Source organism: Acinetobacter sp. neg1 (assembly GCF_000788125.1).
Taxonomy (GTDB): Bacteria; Pseudomonadota; Gammaproteobacteria; order Pseudomonadales; family Moraxellaceae; genus Acinetobacter; species Acinetobacter vivianii.
On sequence record NZ_JSZD01000006.1, the window covers coordinates 1029961 to 1046973 of the forward strand.

General features: G+C 42.7%; 11 protein-coding genes. 7 read left to right on the forward strand and 4 right to left on the reverse strand.

Annotated elements, in window-relative coordinates:
* The first annotated feature begins 2 nt into the window (after nt 1–2).
* The 4 genes from PJ15_RS05895 to PJ15_RS05910 all read left to right on the forward strand — a co-directional run bounded on the left by PJ15_RS05895 (nt 3) and on the right by PJ15_RS05910 (nt 4762).
* Nucleotides 3–1754, forward strand: coding sequence for a tannase/feruloyl esterase family alpha/beta hydrolase (locus tag PJ15_RS05895; RefSeq protein ID WP_047428904.1), 1752 nt, complete (start codon nt 3–5; stop codon nt 1752–1754).
* A gap of 208 nt (nt 1755–1962) precedes the next feature.
* Complete coding sequence (locus PJ15_RS05900; RefSeq protein WP_052138559.1) at nt 1963–2661, forward strand: DUF1826 domain-containing protein; 699 nt, start codon at nt 1963–1965, stop codon at nt 2659–2661.
* Nucleotides 2662–2806: 145 nt separating this feature from the next.
* Nucleotides 2807–4033, forward strand: a complete 1227-nt coding sequence (locus PJ15_RS05905) for an acetamidase/formamidase family protein (protein ID WP_047428907.1) — start codon at nt 2807–2809, stop codon at nt 4031–4033.
* 303 nt (nt 4034–4336) lie between these two features.
* A complete protein-coding gene (locus tag PJ15_RS05910; RefSeq protein ID WP_047428909.1) occupies nt 4337–4762 on the forward strand; it encodes a DUF4377 domain-containing protein in 426 nt (141 codons plus the stop codon).
* 104 nt (nt 4763–4866) lie between these two features.
* Here PJ15_RS05910 and PJ15_RS05915 read toward each other — a convergent pair whose 3' ends face one another.
* Nucleotides 4867–7125 carry a TonB-dependent siderophore receptor gene (locus PJ15_RS05915; RefSeq protein ID WP_047428912.1) on the reverse strand — a complete coding sequence of 753 codons (2259 nt, stop codon included), beginning with the start codon at nt 7123–7125 and terminating at the stop codon, nt 4867–4869.
* 133 nt (nt 7126–7258) lie between these two features.
* Entirely contained in the window at nt 7259–8290 is a 1032-nt protein-coding gene (locus PJ15_RS05920) for a LysR family transcriptional regulator (protein WP_047428913.1), read from the reverse strand.
* Nucleotides 8291–8486: 196 nt separating this feature from the next.
* Here PJ15_RS05920 and PJ15_RS05925 point away from each other — a divergent pair, with 196 nt between their 5' ends.
* The 3 genes from PJ15_RS05925 to PJ15_RS05935 are packed head-to-tail and all read left to right on the forward strand — an operon-like array spanning nt 8487 to nt 14357.
* A complete protein-coding gene (locus PJ15_RS05925) occupies nt 8487–9710 on the forward strand; it encodes an efflux RND transporter periplasmic adaptor subunit (RefSeq protein ID WP_047428914.1) in 1224 nt (407 codons plus the stop codon).
* Between the two features lie 5 nt (nt 9711–9715).
* Nucleotides 9716–12895: a multidrug efflux RND transporter permease subunit AdeG gene (gene adeG / locus PJ15_RS05930; protein WP_047428916.1), complete on the forward strand. Its 3180-nt coding sequence runs from the start codon at nt 9716–9718 to the stop codon at nt 12893–12895.
* Nucleotides 12896–12905: 10 nt separating this feature from the next.
* Nucleotides 12906–14357 (forward strand): efflux transporter outer membrane subunit, encoded by a 1452-nt coding sequence (locus PJ15_RS05935; protein ID WP_047428918.1) that lies wholly within the window; start codon nt 12906–12908, stop codon nt 14355–14357.
* A gap of 204 nt (nt 14358–14561) precedes the next feature.
* Here PJ15_RS05935 and PJ15_RS05940 read toward each other — a convergent pair whose 3' ends face one another.
* Both PJ15_RS05940 and PJ15_RS05945 read right to left on the reverse strand, forming a co-directional pair.
* On the reverse strand, nt 14562–15914 hold the full coding sequence (locus PJ15_RS05940) for an outer membrane protein transport protein (RefSeq protein WP_047428920.1): 1353 nt from the start codon (nt 15912–15914) through the stop codon (nt 14562–14564).
* 249 nt (nt 15915–16163) lie between these two features.
* The gene (locus tag PJ15_RS05945; RefSeq protein WP_004773542.1) at nt 16164–16769 is read right to left on the reverse strand and encodes a TetR/AcrR family transcriptional regulator; all 606 of its coding nucleotides are present in this window, start codon (nt 16767–16769) and stop codon (nt 16164–16166) included.
* Nucleotides 16770–17013: the final 244 nt, after the last annotated feature.

The window sequence follows — 17013 nt, forward strand, 5'->3', positions numbered from 1 at the left end:
AAATGAATTACACCAACAATAAACGAATTTTGAACCGCTCCGCTTTAGTACTTGCCATGCTTGGTTCTTTGGCGGGCTGCGGAAGTGATAATGATGACATAACGGTTCCCTCAACAACCAAACCACCGCAGTTGTCTCCTGCTGTGGGCGTAAAAATGACAGGAAGCTGTACCGACTTACTTGGATTTCAATACAACAATACCGTCATTAGCTCAGCTACCCTTCAAGAAGCAGGCACATTGTCTGTCGCCAACAAACCGATTGGTGCTCATTGTTTGGTCAGGGGTTATATGGACCAACGTGTAAGTCCCGTCGATGGACAAACCTATCAAATTGGTTTTGAAATGCGCCTACCTGTTGACTGGAATGGTCGTTTCCTCTATCAAGGCAATGGTGGAACCGATGGTAACCTAGTATCTGCAACGGGTCAGGTCGGCAGCGGTGGTCCACTGACCAATGCCCTACATGATGGCTTTGCGGTCATTTCTTCCGATGCCGGGCATAATGCTTCACAAAATCCAATGTTCGGTTTAGACCCTCAAGCCAGAATTAACTACGGCTACGGTGCGATCACCAAACTCACGCCTATGGCAAAAAACCTAATTAAAACAGCATATGGTAAATTGCCAGATCGCTCCTATGCAGGCGGTACATCGAACGGCGGCCGTCATGCCATGATTGCAGCAACTCGTTTGGGCGACCAATATGATGGAATTTTAGCAAGTACACCGGGTTTTCACTTACCTCGTGCAGCCGCGGCTCAACTCTACACGGCGCAGCAGCTTCGTCGGGTTGCAACAGATGAAAATGACTTAAGTACCGCTCTTACTCTTCCAGAGCGTAAAGTTTTAGCAAAAGCGATTTTAGATCGATGCGATGCTTTAGACGGTATTGCAGATGGCTTGGTTCAAGATGTTGAGGCTTGTCGTACAGCTTTTGATATTCACAAAGATGTTCCCGTTTGCTCAAGCACAAGAGATGGTACTTGTTTAAGTACCGAACAAATTGATGTATTAGCCAACATTTACCGCGGCCCTGTAAACTCTGCTGGACAAGCGCTCTATGCAACCCAGCCTTTCGACCCCGGTTTAGTGGGAAGCAACTGGGCAAGCTGGAAATTCGAATCTTCGGTGGGAACAGCACGTGACCCCGTTGCAGTCGGCATTCTTTTTCAGGTTCCGCCCGATCCAACCGTGACGCAAAACTCTAGACAATTTGCCTTTAATTTTAACTTCGATACCGACTATCCAAAACTCTCGACAATCAATGATGTGTATACCGAAAGTTCCATGTCATTCATGATACCACCCGATGAATTGAATCTGGATAAACTCCGTAATCACGGTGGAAAAATGATTGTGGTACAAGGCACAGCAGACGGCGTTTTCTCTGTGGATGACACTCAAAATTGGTACGATCAACTGCTACAACACTATAAAAATGATGCAAAAGGCACAGCACCTGAATTTGCACGTTTCTTTAGAGTTCCGGGCATGAACCATTCCCGTGGCGGCATTGCAACCGACCAATTTGATGCTTTAACCACTTTAGTCAACTGGGTTGAATATGGACAGGCACCAGACCGTATCATTGCGACTGCGCGCGGTACAGACAACCCAAGTGGCGAAGTGAATACTGAACTTCCGCAAGATTGGGCACCAGACCGTACCCGTCCACTTTGTCCTTACCCATTGATTGCCCGTTACAATGGTCAGGGGGATAGTGAAAAAGCTGAAAACTTTAGCTGTAAATAAGTCCGTTGCAATTAAAAGAGAGCTTATTTAAGCTCTTTTTTAATTTTAAGAATGGTGGAGGCAAGCAGATGATTTTCATAAATATCATTTTATAGATCATTTATTTTCCCCTAAGAGCCTCAAGTTAGCTCCCTGTTATAGCTCAAAATAAAAAAATCATTAAAATGAAGTGTAATATTATTAGATATAGTCTCTTTTTATTTCTGTTATGAACAATACGCTCTCTGACAACAAACAAGTTGGAATAGTTTCTACTTTTTCCGAACTTATAAGCACCCATTTTCAAGGAGAGATGAATGCCATTTGCTGGTACAGAAATTTGGTTGGTGATTTTAAAGAAATTGTGGCTCAACTTCAGTTAAAAGAGAACGTTACAGAAATTTCGATAGAAGATCTTTTGGCACTGCAACTTTCAGCACAAGGTCATCTGGCAAGAGAAATGATCTTAAAGGATATGCAGTTATTAGCTGATCTCGGAACCTCGCCTACGCTTAATTTAATTCAAAGTTACGAACGCGATGATGAACTAAATTTCATTTCCACAGATGTGTATTCCTATCACGTCGATCGTTCACCCATCGAAACAGATACATTTTTATGCACCTATCATGGGGCTGCTAGCGAAATCCTGCCCAATGATCAGGCGCAACAAAAGGTTTTAATTCCAGAAATCAGAGAACAGCTCAGAAAATTACATGACGGGCCAGAAGCTGAATTTGAGCATTTCTTGCAAGAGTACTTTTTTGATTTGCATTATCAGGCCCAGCCTGATGCACAACCAGTCAATTTAGGCGTGGGACATATTTGGCGCTTAGCCGTCGATCATCCAACCCAACAAGTCTTGCCTTGTATTCATAGAGCACCTATTGAAAAAGATGGCGAATATAGGTTGCTGTTGATTTGTTAGGAGGCTAATGCACTAGATTAGACAGCTATTGTGTGAATATAGTGCATTTTTCATTTAAATTATCCAATAAAATAGAATTTTAGGATGGCATAAAATTTGCTCTAAACATATCCGTTATTTTTTAAAATTCATTAGGATATGTTTTATGTTTAAGCGCTCGCTCCTCTCTTTTGTCATTCTCAGCAGTTTTGCGACGTCAACGGTTTACGCAGAAAGTTTTAATATTCTTAAACAGATCTCAAATAAACCTGTCCAGCTAAAAGATGGTGACTATAAAGGCAATTATTATGTTCCTTCGACTTTAGAGACCATCACTTGGGGCTATTTACCCAATAAAGATGCCAAGCCTGTTATTGCTGTTCCATCAGGAAGTGTGGTGACCTTTGATACAGTCTCACATGAAGGCTTATTGGAGGATCAAGGGCGTGATGCAGAAAAATATTTTAAATCGAAAGGTGTAAAAGCTGAAAATATTCTCGATGAAGCAAAAACAATTACGAAGTCTAATTTAAAACATGATTTTCATCAGGATGGCCCGCATATCGTCACTGGACCTGTTGAAATTCAAGGTGCACAACCCGGTGATATTTTAAAAGTCGAAGTTATTAAAGTTGAACCTCGTGTTCCTTACGGCGTTATTTCCAATCGTCATGGTAAAGGAGCACTGGTGGGTGAATTTCCTAAAACACCTAAACAAGAAAATGCATCTGCTGCTCACCCAGAACGCTATGGGAATGTTTCAGTATTTACCCCAATCGAAAAGAACGCCAAAGGTGAATATGAAGGCGTACTTAAAACAGAATCAGGAAAAGCGATTCGTTTCCCGCTTTATCCATTTATGGGCATTATGGGAGTAGCGGCCAATACATCTGAGCCTGTCCATTCAGTCCCGCCTGCAATGTATGGCGGTAATATTGATATCAATGAATTAGGCGCAGGATCAACCATTTATTATCCAGTACAAGTTCCGGGTGCGCTGTTCTATACCGGCGATAGCCATTTTTCACAGGGTGATGGCGAAGTTGCGCTGACAGCACTAGAAGCATCCGCTCGTGCAACCCTTAAATTTACCTTATTAAAAGCAGGCAAAGATAAAATCCCAGGTAAGGAAATTGTGCAGCCTTTGGCAGAGAATGCAGAATTCTGGATTACGCCAGGACTGGATGAGGATTTAGATGAAGCTATGAAAAAGTCGACTCGTGAAGCAATCCGTTTTTTAAATCAGGAATATGGCATTGACGAAGCACTTGCTTACGCTTATCTAAGTGCAGCCACAGATTTTGAGGTTTCGCAGGTAGTGGATAAAACCAAAGGAATTCACGCAAAAATACGTAAAGCTGATTTTAAAGAATTTAATCAAGCAGCCAAATAATACAGTCAATCCCTAATTGTTATTTTGCTCAGAGAGTCAGCGTGTATGGCTTGGCTCTTTGAGCTTTATATTTAATTGATACGAATGACAATAATTTGAGAATATTCCTATTCACGCTATATATTCTCTACAATGACCAGTGAAAATGGAATAAAACACGTTCAGTTGGTTAGGAATATCACCCAATATCTTAGAAAAAAGATACTAGATTGCTCAATAAAAATGATAATTATTTAACACTTTATTAACATCAGTTCTTATGATTTCTTTTATGATGAGACTTTTCAATAATTGAGAAAACAAATGAAAAAAATCTTATTTATAGCATTAACAACAATTGCCCTAACAGCTTGTTCAAAAGACGCGAATAAACAGACTGAGACCAAACCCACAAGTGAAGATAAATCTGTCACTGCACAAACGGGAGCAGAGCAAACGCCTAATCGAGTTTCATATCTTGAGATTTCTCCAAAAACTCAAAAATGTGATGCTGGAGCAGGACAAATGGATTGCTTACAAGTTAAACAACTTGATTATAAAGATGGGCAAAAAACATATAAGAGCAAAGATTGGGAAAATTTCTATGCAGGAATCGAAGGTTTTACGCATAAGAGCAATGAACAAGTCCTCATTCGTGTTAAAGAATATGACATCCCGAGTCCACCAGCTGATGGCTCAAGTATCCGTTATGTCCTAGATGAAGTGATTGAAACGGTTCCTAGCAAATAAAATTTTAAAAATAAAAAGCACTTGGTTTTAGTACCGAGTGCTTTTTATTTTTAAAACCTGAACTGGTTAGTTGACGGCCCGCCTACATCTTTCTTATATATGATTTAGAATTTTGCTCGCAAAGACAAGGTTACATTACGTGGTTCTCCCCAATACACACCATTATAAAACCCTATTTCCTGATAGTACTTTTTATCAAATAAATTAGTAACTTGAATATTAGCACTCAGATCTTTACTTAATTCATACCCAATATTGGCGTTTGCCAGAAAATATGCTTCTTGTCGAATAAAACCATCTGTATTCGATGGTGCTCCACCCCATTTGCGCTTTACTTCACTTTGCCAATTTACCCCAAAGCCTACGTTTACCTTATTTGCACCATCCCATAAATCTTCTGGTAATTTAAAGTTGGTATAAACCTTCGCTAAGTTTTGGGGAATAGAGGTAGAAGCGCTTACTTGTTCTGAACTTATGCTGTTTACATAGGTATAACCAGCTGTAATATTCCAATTAGGTGTGATCTGCCCAATAGCTTCGAGTTCAAAACCTTCAATTTTTAACCCCTCACCTGATGCTTTCATTGGGTCAGCACCATCATCTGTTTTAATACCCGCAGCGACTGCTTCACTATCAAGTATGGCAACATTCGATTTTTTAGACCAAAAAGCAGCAGCAGTTGCCAGTAATTGATTATCTAGCAAACTTGCTTTCAAACCTGCTTCATAACTTTTACCAACTTCTGGCTCCAAGAAGCTATTATTACGGTCTTTTTGACTACTTGGATTAAACATATCGGTATAACTGGTATAAGCCGTTATAAAATCATTAAGATCATATGTCACTCCAAAGTAAGGCGTAAATGCATCAGCTTTTACATCACTTTTCGTTCCATTCGTCGCTGAATAATCACTATAGCGTCCGCCTACAATTAATTTTAATTCATCGGTAACATTGAGTTTTAAAGTGCTATATACCCCATAATTACGTTGTTTGGCATCTTTGGTTGCTGGCGTAACGGTATAATCTGGTTTAATGGTTGCATTGCCATCCCATGTACGCCAATCATTAATCACGCATGTATCACCAATATTATTAGAAGGTAAAGTGACATCATTCACTTTTTTAGTACAGGTCAATTGACCACTCGCCAAACCATTGAGCTGACCTGAAGGACTATCTGTAGAACGGTCAAAGCCATTAGCACCAATAATAAGTTCATGTTCGCGATTAAATAACTTAAAAGGACCGCTCGCATACAGCTCTAAATTCGTTTTTTTAGATTCTGATGTTGGATAGACTGTTGACCATACTCCGACTCCAGTCCCATCATTTTGATTCGGGAAACCAGAACCGCCATAGGACATCAACCAAAAACTTTTGGATAGTGAATACGCGGCAGCAGCCTTGATCATCCAATTATTATCAAATTTATAGGTCAAATCGGCAAATGCTGTTTTATCTCGTTGACTAATGGTGTTCCAGCTATTCGCCAAGCTAAAATTTCTTGGTAAATTGGCAAGCGAACCATCTTGATTCCAGTAAGGTACTGTTCCCCATGTCGAACCACGAGGCTGATTATCTTGATACTGGAAGCCAACACTACCCGTTAATTTTTCTGTAATATCTGCTTCTACCATTGCCATTGCAGCCAAAGTTTCTAGAGAGTAGTAATCCATATATGAATCACCCTCAGTTCGGGCTGCCATCACTCGGCTTCTTACACTTCCATCTGTGGATAATGGAATCGAAACGTCAACTTCATTACGAATTTTATTCCAACGGCTAAATGAAGTTGCTACATTACCCGACAGTTCTTTAGCTGGTCGCTTGCGAATCATATTAATGGTTGCAGAAGGATTTCCCGTACTCCCTGTTAAACCTGTCGCACCCTTCACAACCTCAATACGATCAAAGAAAAAACTATCTACACGTGGACTATTTTCACCTATTGGCATTCCATCAATTTGTCGATTTGTAATTGCATAACCTCTCGCAAAATAATTTGAACGCTCGCTATCACTTTTAGTGACTGTTACCCCAGGTGTAGCAGCAAGGACATCATCGATAATATTTAGATTTCGCTGTTCTATCTGTTCTCGTGTAATCACACTGACTGATTGAGGGGTTTCTTTTAAAGAAAGTTTAAGCTTGGATGAACTTCTAGATGAGTTCGCTTTAAAACTTTTATTCCCTTCAGTTTTTTCATCTTCTTCCGCAGTAACTTTTATCGTAGGTAAGATTGAAGATGATTCCTTGGCCAAAAGCTGTTCTTCTGCAAGCGCACTGTTTGATAAAACGCCCCACACTAAGATTGACTTTATCGCAATATTTAAAGCAGTTTTTCTGATCTGGCTGTCCATAATATTTTAACAAATAAACAAGAATCATTATTATTATCATTTAACCAACAAAAACAAACAAATTTAACTGATTTCTATTATTTATTAGAAATATAAGCCTCTTGATCGCATATTTTGTCTTTAATTCATTGAATCAAGTCTTTAACGCCCTTGCCTCAGCGATATTATGCTGTTCAACCAAAGTACGAATCGTATATTCATGATTGGTTTTTTGGTCACAGGCAAATTCACATTTTTGATCCAAAGGTAACGCACTCCCCCCAAGCAATGGACAGCCTGCAAACAGCTCTGCTACCCAATCAACAAAGACTCGAACCTTTTGTGATAAATGTCGACTTTGCAAATAAACGACCGAAATTGGCATCGGTGCAGGTGTCCATTTTGGCAAAACTTCTTTTAAACTTCCCGCCTCAAAATGATTGGTCAACATATAGCGCGGGCCTTGGATCAAACCAAAGCCTTGCAAGGCCAAATCAATATAAGCATCACCATCATTAACAGACACATGCCCATTGACACTAACACTTTGAATCAGGTCATCGACCACAAAATCCCAATCAAAATTACGCCCTGTACGACTAGAAAAGAAATGAATGGCTTGATGATTCTTTTGCAAATCCTCAAGTGTTTTCGGTTCGCCATATTTTTCTAAATAGCATGCCGATGCTGCTGTTGCACACTGGAATGTTCCAATACGGCGTGCAATTAAACTGGAATCTTGTAACTCCCCCACACGAATAGCGCAATCCACCGCCTCACCAACCAAATCCACAGGGCGATCATTCATTCCGATCACCAAATCAATATCGGGATAGCGGTTATGAAACTCTCTTAATCTTGGAATGAGAATCAAACGCCCAATTGAAACTGGAACATCAATACGTAATCTTCCTCGCGGTCCTCGTTCCTCATCGTGGAAAGAAGATTCAATATCTTCGACATCCGCCAAAATTCTAAGCGTACGATCATAATACACTGCACCATCGGGGGTTAAGCTCAGTTTACGCGTGGTTCGATTCAGTAAGCGAACTTGTAAATGTTTTTCTAAAGCCTGAATCGTGGTCGTAACCGATGCGCGTGGTAATCCAAGGCTATCCGCGGCCAGACTAAAGCTGTTGGTTTCAACCACTTTGTTGAAGACTTTCATTGCATGAAATAGATCCACTGGCCCACTCCCATTGATGCATTTTTTGGCTTTTATACATCAATTATTATAAAAATACGAATAGTGTTATCAAATTTAGTATATTTATTCGTAATTGACAAACTTTTATGCTCCTTTCATTCCATAAACCTGTTTCTCCCATACAGACCAAAACAAAAAGTCTGAAAACAGGGATTCATATAACCAGGAGCATCCCATGTCACTTTCCCGCAAACAGCTGACGCTGTCTGCTGTCATTATTGCCATTTTCGCAACAGGTGGCAGTTTTATTCTCTTCCAAGAAAATGCAGATGCGAAAGCTACCCCAACAGCAAGTTCACCGCCAGCCGCAACCGTAGATGTTGCCAGTGTACTCAGTAAAACCATTACGGACTGGCAAGAATATTCAGGACGTCTCGAAGCCATCGATCAAGTCGATGTCCGTCCTCAAGTTTCAGGCAAACTGATTGCAGTCCATTTTAAAGATGGCAGTTTAGTGAATAAAGGCGATTTGTTATTCACTATTGATCCACGTCCTTTTGAAGCAGAATTGAATCGGGCCAAAGCACAATTGGCTTCAGCACAAGCGCAAGTCACCTATAGCTCAGCAAACTTGGGCCGAAACCAGCGTTTAATCCAGAGTAACGCGATTGCCCATCAAGAACTCGATCAAGCGGAAAATGAAGCGCGTTCGGCCAATGCCAACTTGCAAGCTGCCAAAGCCGCAGTCGAAACCGCCCGTTTAAATCTGGAATACACCCGTATTACCGCACCTGTCAGTGGCCGTATTTCCCGTGCCGAAGTCACAGTCGGTAATGTGGTTTCCGCAGGCAATGGCGCACAGATGCTGACCAGTCTGGTTTCCGTTTCTCGCCTTTACGCATCTTTTGATGTAGATGAGCAAACCTATCTGAAATATATCAGCAATCAACGGAATTCAGCCCAAGTCCCTGTTTATCTCGGTCTCGCCAATGAATCTGGTTTTAGCCGTGAAGGTTATATCAGCTCTATCGATAATAATTTAAATACCACCTCAGGCACGATTCGTGTCCGAGCCACTTTTGATAATCCCAAAGGCGTAATGCTACCAGGACTCTATGCACGCATTCGCTTGGGTGGTGGGCAACCTCGCGCAGCCATTCTGATTAGCCCAACGGCGATTGGTGTTGATCAGGATAAACGCTTTGTGGTCGTCGTTGATGCGAAAAACCAAACCGCATATCGTGAAGTTAAATTGGGTGCTCAGCAAGATGGCTTGCAAATCATCAATAGCGGTCTGCAAGTGGGTGACCACATTGTTGTGAATGGTTTACAACGCATTCGACCGGGTGATCCTGTCAAACCTCACCTCATTGCTATGCCAAATCCTCAAATCGCTGCCGATAACACTGCACAACAACCTCAGCCTACAGAAAAAACCTCAACTTCGGCAAAAGGTTAATCCTCATGAATATTTCCAAGTTTTTTATTGATCGTCCGATCTTTGCTGGGGTGCTGTCCGTCCTGATTCTACTGGCGGGCTTACTCTCTGTTTTCAAATTGCCGATTTCTGAATATCCAGAAGTAGTGCCGCCCTCTGTAGTCGTGCGCGCACAATATCCGGGTGCCAACCCCAAAGTGATCGCTGAAACCGTTGCTTCTCCTTTGGAGGAATCTATCAACGGCGTAGAGAACATGCTGTATATGCAGTCTCAAGCCAATAGCGATGGTAACCTGACTATTACTGTCAATTTCAAGCTCGGGATTGACCCTGATAAAGCACAACAACTGGTCCAGAATCGGGTCTCTCAGGCTTTGCCTCGTTTGCCCGAGGATGTACAACGCCTAGGTGTAACCACAATAAAAAGTTCACCTACCTTAACCATGGTGGTGCATCTCACCTCACCAGACAATCGCTATGACATGACCTACTTGCGGAACTATGCCGTACTCAATGTCAAAGACCGTCTGGCACGCTTACAAGGTGTGGGTGAAGTCGGCCTGTTTGGTTCGGGTGATTACGCCATGCGCGTATGGTTAGACCCACAAAAAGTGGCTCAACGTAACCTCACCGCGACTGAAATTGTGAATGCGATTCGTGAACAGAATATTCAGGTTGCCGCAGGTACTATCGGTGCTGCGCCCAACAATTCACCTTTACAGCTCTCGGTGAATGCGCAAGGTCGTTTAAGCACTGAACAGGAATTTGCCGATATTGTTTTAAAAACCGCTGCGGATGGTGCAGTGACTCGACTCGGTGATGTCGCGCGTGTTGAACTTGCCGCTTCGCAATATGGTTTACGCTCATTGCTGGACAATAAACAGGCGGTGGCGATTCCAATTTTCCAAGCACCGGGTGCCAATGCCTTACAGGTCTCTGACCAAGTGCGTAGCACCATGGCGGAACTGTCCAAAGATTTTCCATCTTCGATTAAATACGACATCGTTTACGACCCCACCCAATTTGTACGCTCAAGTATCAAAGCGGTGATTCATACTCTGCTTGAAGCGATTGCACTGGTGGTTGTCGTGGTGATCCTGTTCTTACAAACATGGCGCGCTTCAATTATTCCGTTACTGGCAGTGCCTGTTTCAATCATTGGTACCTTCGCCTTAATGCTGGCCTTTGGTTATTCCATCAATGCATTGTCACTGTTCGGAATGGTACTCGCCATCGGGATTGTGGTCGATGATGCCATCGTGGTGGTGGAGAATGTCGAGCGGAATATTGAAGCAGGACTCAGTCCAAGAGATGCCACCTATCGTGCCATGCGTGAAGTCAGTGGACCGATTATCGCGATTGCGTTGACACTGGTTGCCGTGTTTGTCCCCCTCGCCTTTATGACGGGCTTAACCGGGCAATTCTATAAGCAATTCGCCATGACCATTGCCATCTCTACCGTGATTTCGGCATTTAACTCACTCACTCTATCTCCTGCTTTAGCAGCCATGTTGCTCAAAGGACATGATGCTAAACCTGACTTTTTGACCCGCGTGATGAACCGAGTCTTCGGACGCTTCTTCGCACTGTTTAACCGTGTGTTCTCACGTGCCTCGGATCAATATGGTCGAGGGGTGAATCGGGTGATTTCCCATAAAGCCTCAGCCATGGGCGTTTATGCAGCCCTGCTTGGCCTGACCATTGGTATTTCTTATATCGTTCCGGGTGGTTTTGTCCCTGCGCAAGATAAGCAGTACCTGATCAGCTTTGCCCAATTACCCAATGGTGCTTCACTGGATCGAACCGAAAATGTGATCCGTAAAATGAGTGATGCCGCGCTAAAACAGCCGGGCGTAGAAAGTGCGGTGGCCTTCCCGGGTTTATCGATTAATGGTTTTACCAACAGTTCCAGTGCAGGGATCGTCTTTGTCACCTTAAAACCTTTCGCTGAACGTAAAGCAGCTGATCTTTCTGCCAATGCCATTGCAGGTGCTTTAAATCAGAAATACTCAGCGATTCAAGATGCTTATATTGCGGTCTTTCCACCACCACCCGTGATGGGTCTCGGAACGATGGGCGGTTTTAAACTCCAGCTCGAAGATCGTGGTGCTTTAGGCTATGCCGAATTGAATAATGCAGCACAATCCTTTATGAAAGCGGCACAATCTGCACCTGAGTTGGGGCCGATGTTCTCTAGCTATCAAATCAATGTGCCACAACTGAATGTTGATCTGGATCGGGTCAAAGCCAAACAACAAGGCGTTGCGGTGACCGATGTATTTAGCACCATGCAGATTTATCTCGGTTCACAATATGTGAATGACTTTAACCGCTTTGGTCGTGTCTATCAGGTACGTGCCCAAGCCGATGCACCATTCCGTGCCAATCCTGAAGATATTTTACAGCTCAAAACCCGTAACAATGCTGGACAAATGGTGCCGCTGTCTTCTCTGGTCAATGTCACTGAAACCTATGGCCCAGAAATGGTGGTGCGCTACAACGGCTATACCGCAGCGGATATTAACGGTGGTCCTGCACCGGGTTACTCATCAAGCCAAGCCGAAGCCGCAGTTGAACGAATAGCAGCTGAAACCTTACCGCGTGGGGTGAAATTTGAATGGACTGACCTGACCTATCAAAAGATCTTGGCAGGTAATGCCGGATTGTGGGTCTTCCCGATCAGTGTGCTGTTGGTATTCTTGGTCTTGGCGGCTCAATATGAAAGCCTGACCTTGCCATTGGCTGTGATTCTGATTGTACCTATGGGTATCTTGGCTGCACTGACAGGCGTTTGGTTCACAGGTGGAGATAACAACATCTTTACCCAAATCGGCTTGATGGTACTGGTCGGGCTGGCCTGTAAGAATGCCATTTTGATTGTCGAGTTTGCCCGAGAACTGGAAATGCAAGGCGCAACTGCATTCAATGCTGCGGTTGAAGCCAGCCGTTTACGTTTGCGTCCGATCCTGATGACTTCGATTGCCTTCATTATGGGGGTAGTACCGTTAGTCACATCAACAGGTGCAGGTGCTGAAATGCGCCATGCCATGGGCGTTGCGGTATTCTTTGGTATGATCGGAGTGACCTTCTTTGGTTTGTTCCTGACGCCTGCCTTCTATGTGTTGATTCGTACACTGAACAGCAAACATAAACTGCATTCGGCAGCGGTGCATGAAGCACCATTGCACAGTTCACATGATCACTAAGGAGCAGGATATGACAGGATTCAAACCACACTGGATACTCTCCTCCCTCATGGGAAGCCTGCTACTTGCAGGCTGCTCATTGGCACCTGAATATCAGCCAGCCAAGGTGATTATTCCACTGCAATTTAAAGAAGCGGATGCCAAACTGGATGATCCTAACTGGAGCATTGCCCAACCCGCTGATGCACAGTCTCGCGGTGAATGGTGGCATATTTTTAATGATCCACAGCTGAATGATCTGCAACAACAGGCAATTGTGGGGAACCAGAATCTAAAAGCGGCAGCAGCCAATATTCAGGCATCACGCGCCTTGAGGTCTGCTGCACAAGCTGAACGTTTACCTAGCATCGGCGCAGGTTTTGGCCCGACCCGTCAAAAGCCTTCACCCGCTTCTTTAGGACTCGATGCAGATACACCAACATCTGCACGTACCTTATGGCGGGCACAAGCCAATGTCTCCTATGAACTGGATCTATTTGGACGGATTGCTAGTAGTGTCAATGCAGCAACGGCTGATGTGCAGCAACAGGAAGCCTTGTATCATTCCGCACTGTTAGCACTACAAGCCGATGTTGCCCAAGCTTATTTTCTGATTCGGCAATTCGATGCTGAACAGGCCATTTATGCGCAAAACATCAAATTACTGACTGAGAATCAAAATTTGATCCAAGCACGTTATCGCAATGGCTTGGTCAGTGATCTGGACGTTTCTCGCGCACAAACGGAACTATCTACAGCACAGACCAATGCTCTTAGCATTGCACGGAGTCGAGCCAGTACCGAACACGGATTGGCTGTATTACTTGGTAAATCCCCTGCTGATTTTAGCTTAGCGATTCAACCCTTGTCTGCTACGGCGATTCGCCTGCCCGCAGGTTTACCGTCGTCGCTGCTCGAACGTCGTCCTGACATTGCTGCCGCAGAACGCGCGATGGCCGCCGATAACGCCCGAATCGGTATTGCACGTGCTGCCTTTTTCCCCAAACTTGATCTCACAGGTGCACTGGGTTATGAATCTGCAAGTTTAGGTAATTTAGGCAAATGGTCGAGTCGGACTTTTTTACTCGGCCCCCTTGCAGGCACAATTTTGTCTTTACCGTTATTTGACGGTGGGCAACGTAAGGCGGGTATCGCTCAGGCACGTGCAGGTTATGAGCAAAGTGTTGCCAATTATCGGCAAACGGTACTGAATGCTTTTCGTGAAGTTGAAAATGGCTTGTCTGATCAACGTATTCTGGATCAGCAAATACAAGCTCAGGGCCAAGCACTTGCTTCATCTCGACATGCCAATCAGCTTTCACATTTTCGTTATCGTGAAGGTCGCATTAGCTATCTTGATGTAATTGATTCTGATCGGAATATCTTGCAACAGGAACAATTGGCTGCGCAGCTTCATGGTCGTCGAATGATTGCCAGTGTAGATCTAATTCGGGCTTTAGGTGGGGGTTGGCATAGCCAATAGGAATCGCCCAACGATTGAATGAAAGCAGCAAAGTATTGGGGAAATTTCATTACTTTGCTGCTCTTTATACAAAGGTAAGATGAATGAGCTATCTATCTCTGTCATTCACTAAATTGCCAATGTCAGAGTAGAAATGACTTATTTTTTTAGATAAGCACAAAAATCAAAAGTCTTTTCAATTTACGATTACTCTCATCAAATGACTTAGAAGTGATAGCCAATTTTGAGTCCATAAGCGATAGCATTATTGTTTTTAAACTCAGCCTGTTCTGCCATTTCTTTAATTCCATCGATAGGTAAATAGTAGGCACCATCTTCGGACTTGGCATCACCTAACCAGTAGTATTTAACACCGGCGGCGATAAAATAATTTTGAGCAGGATTGAATTGTGCACCAAGTCCCATTGACCATGAACCCTTCATTGGCCCCAGCGTAGAAGCAGGATTACCTGTTCCAGAATCCCAGCCGATATCGGTGGCAAAACTCCATTTTTCTGTAAATTGATGGCCTATTCCTATCGTTGCATTATATTGATCCTTTTGATACGAATCTAAATCAACCCCTTCCTTGTATGCACCTCCCGTAAGCTCATCCAGATAATCCGCGGTAAGTGCGTTGTATTGGGTCGGGCGGATATTAAAATCTTTCCAATTCACCCATCTCAAATTCATATAAGCAATTGTTTTTTCGGCAACTCCTGTTTGAAAGTCGATATTGACGGATTGAGGGGTTTCGATTGTCGTTTTTGCGGCTTCGACATACTGCAAAGGTTCACCAAATATACTTTCATCGACCTGAAATTTATATTTGATTTTGGAGCGATACGTGACTGCCGCTTTCAATGCAATCTCTGGAATTTGATAGCTCACCCCAGCCAGCCAACCCAGTTCTCCTTTTTCTTTAAAATTCGCCTCATAACCATTAAAAGCCTCGGTATATGCCATGCCTCGGAAAGACGCTTTTCCTTTAACCTCCTGATAAACAGGCCCGCCATACATCTGGAAGTTCTTAAAAGGTGAATATCCAAAAATGAAACTTAAATCCTGACTTTCCACATTTACAGATGTACCTTCCTGACTAAAATCATTATCTGAATAGCTATTGTTGGGGCGAAGTGGATATGCAGTTTTTGCCGCAAATGGTTGGTCATAAAGCAGGCCGAAACTAAACTGATCAGTTAACTGTAGCTTCAATGCAGCTGTATAAAATTGCACATTTTGCCCAATATCACCTGTATCACGGCTTTGATTGGCACGCACAAGATTTGGACGATCATGCACGACACCAGAAACTGAAGCATCGACAGCAAATGCATTCGCTTCAAAATAATGACCATTTTCTAAAAATGGCAGTATCGACTGACCAGACTGATCAAGTGCGGAAGCTTGGGTATAATCACTGATCAGCACACTGATTATGCCGCACATAATGGGAGCTAATCCGAACCGATGGATCTTAGAAAATGAGCCATTCAAACCATTATTTCGAGTTACTTCTCTAGTTTTCGAGAATAATCTAGAGAAGCCCACACTCTCCTTGCATACAGATTTTTCCATTATTAAATTCATCCTGAAAATTATAATTTTTTGTTCAATCACACAAATGATGAGATATTTCCTTATCCATTTACCATCATGAAGACCAGATGAAATGGATAAAGAATATACTGATAAATAAATTACACAGTGTCAATGACTATGTGTAATTTATGCAGAGAAATTGCTACTCTGACTTTTTATCTTTAATACAAGCCATTCATAAATAAAATATTTTCAATTAAAAATGTTTAAACTGTAGCTGGTGTTTTATTTATTCTCATAAAGCGTTGAAGTCCAGATATTTCGAAGTACACGAATCACAACCTCAGGTTCTACAGGAGATGAACGTCCGAATGCTTCGGAAAGATAACGCTCTTCCAGCCATATCAGCGCTTTTGCTGTTTCGTCGATATCTAAATTTTTTTTAATATTTCCTGCCTGTTGTTCTGCTCTTATGTGTTGAGCAGCCGCCTTGATAAAATCTTGAATTATTGCTCGATAGACGCTATCAACGCGTTCATCTCCACTTGCTGCTTCGACAAAGGCCCTTAATAAACGACCATGTTGTATATAGACATTTATAGAGTCGACCAAGGCACGCTCTAGATCGTCTTGGAGATTATTTCCTGCCAACCACCGTTCCGTGATATTAAATAATTCTCTGGCAATATTCTCAACAAGACGAAGTGTAAGATCATGTTTATCACGGAAATGGACATAAAAAGCTGGGCGTTTTAAACCTGTACGGCGCATGACCTCATCAATATTGAGGTCACGAAAATGATGTTCATTTAAAAACTGTTCAGCAGCCTCTAATATTTCTCGCTCAGATTCTTTTGGATCATGTTTAGGTCTACGGCGAGAAGTTGTCATACAGTCCCATTTCCTATTGGTATGATGTCATTGTAGGTATTAATAAATCTTTCGACAAGTCTTTGTGCCATTGTGCGTTCTCTCTACCCGCTTAAAATCAGAAAAAATGACTCATTAAAAAATCAAATATAAATTATAAAATTCAGTAGCTTAATTCGACCAAATTTCCCCTTCCTCTTTATTCCCTCTTAACCCGAAAGACAATATTGCAATAATTACACACAGTCATTGACAGTGTGTAATT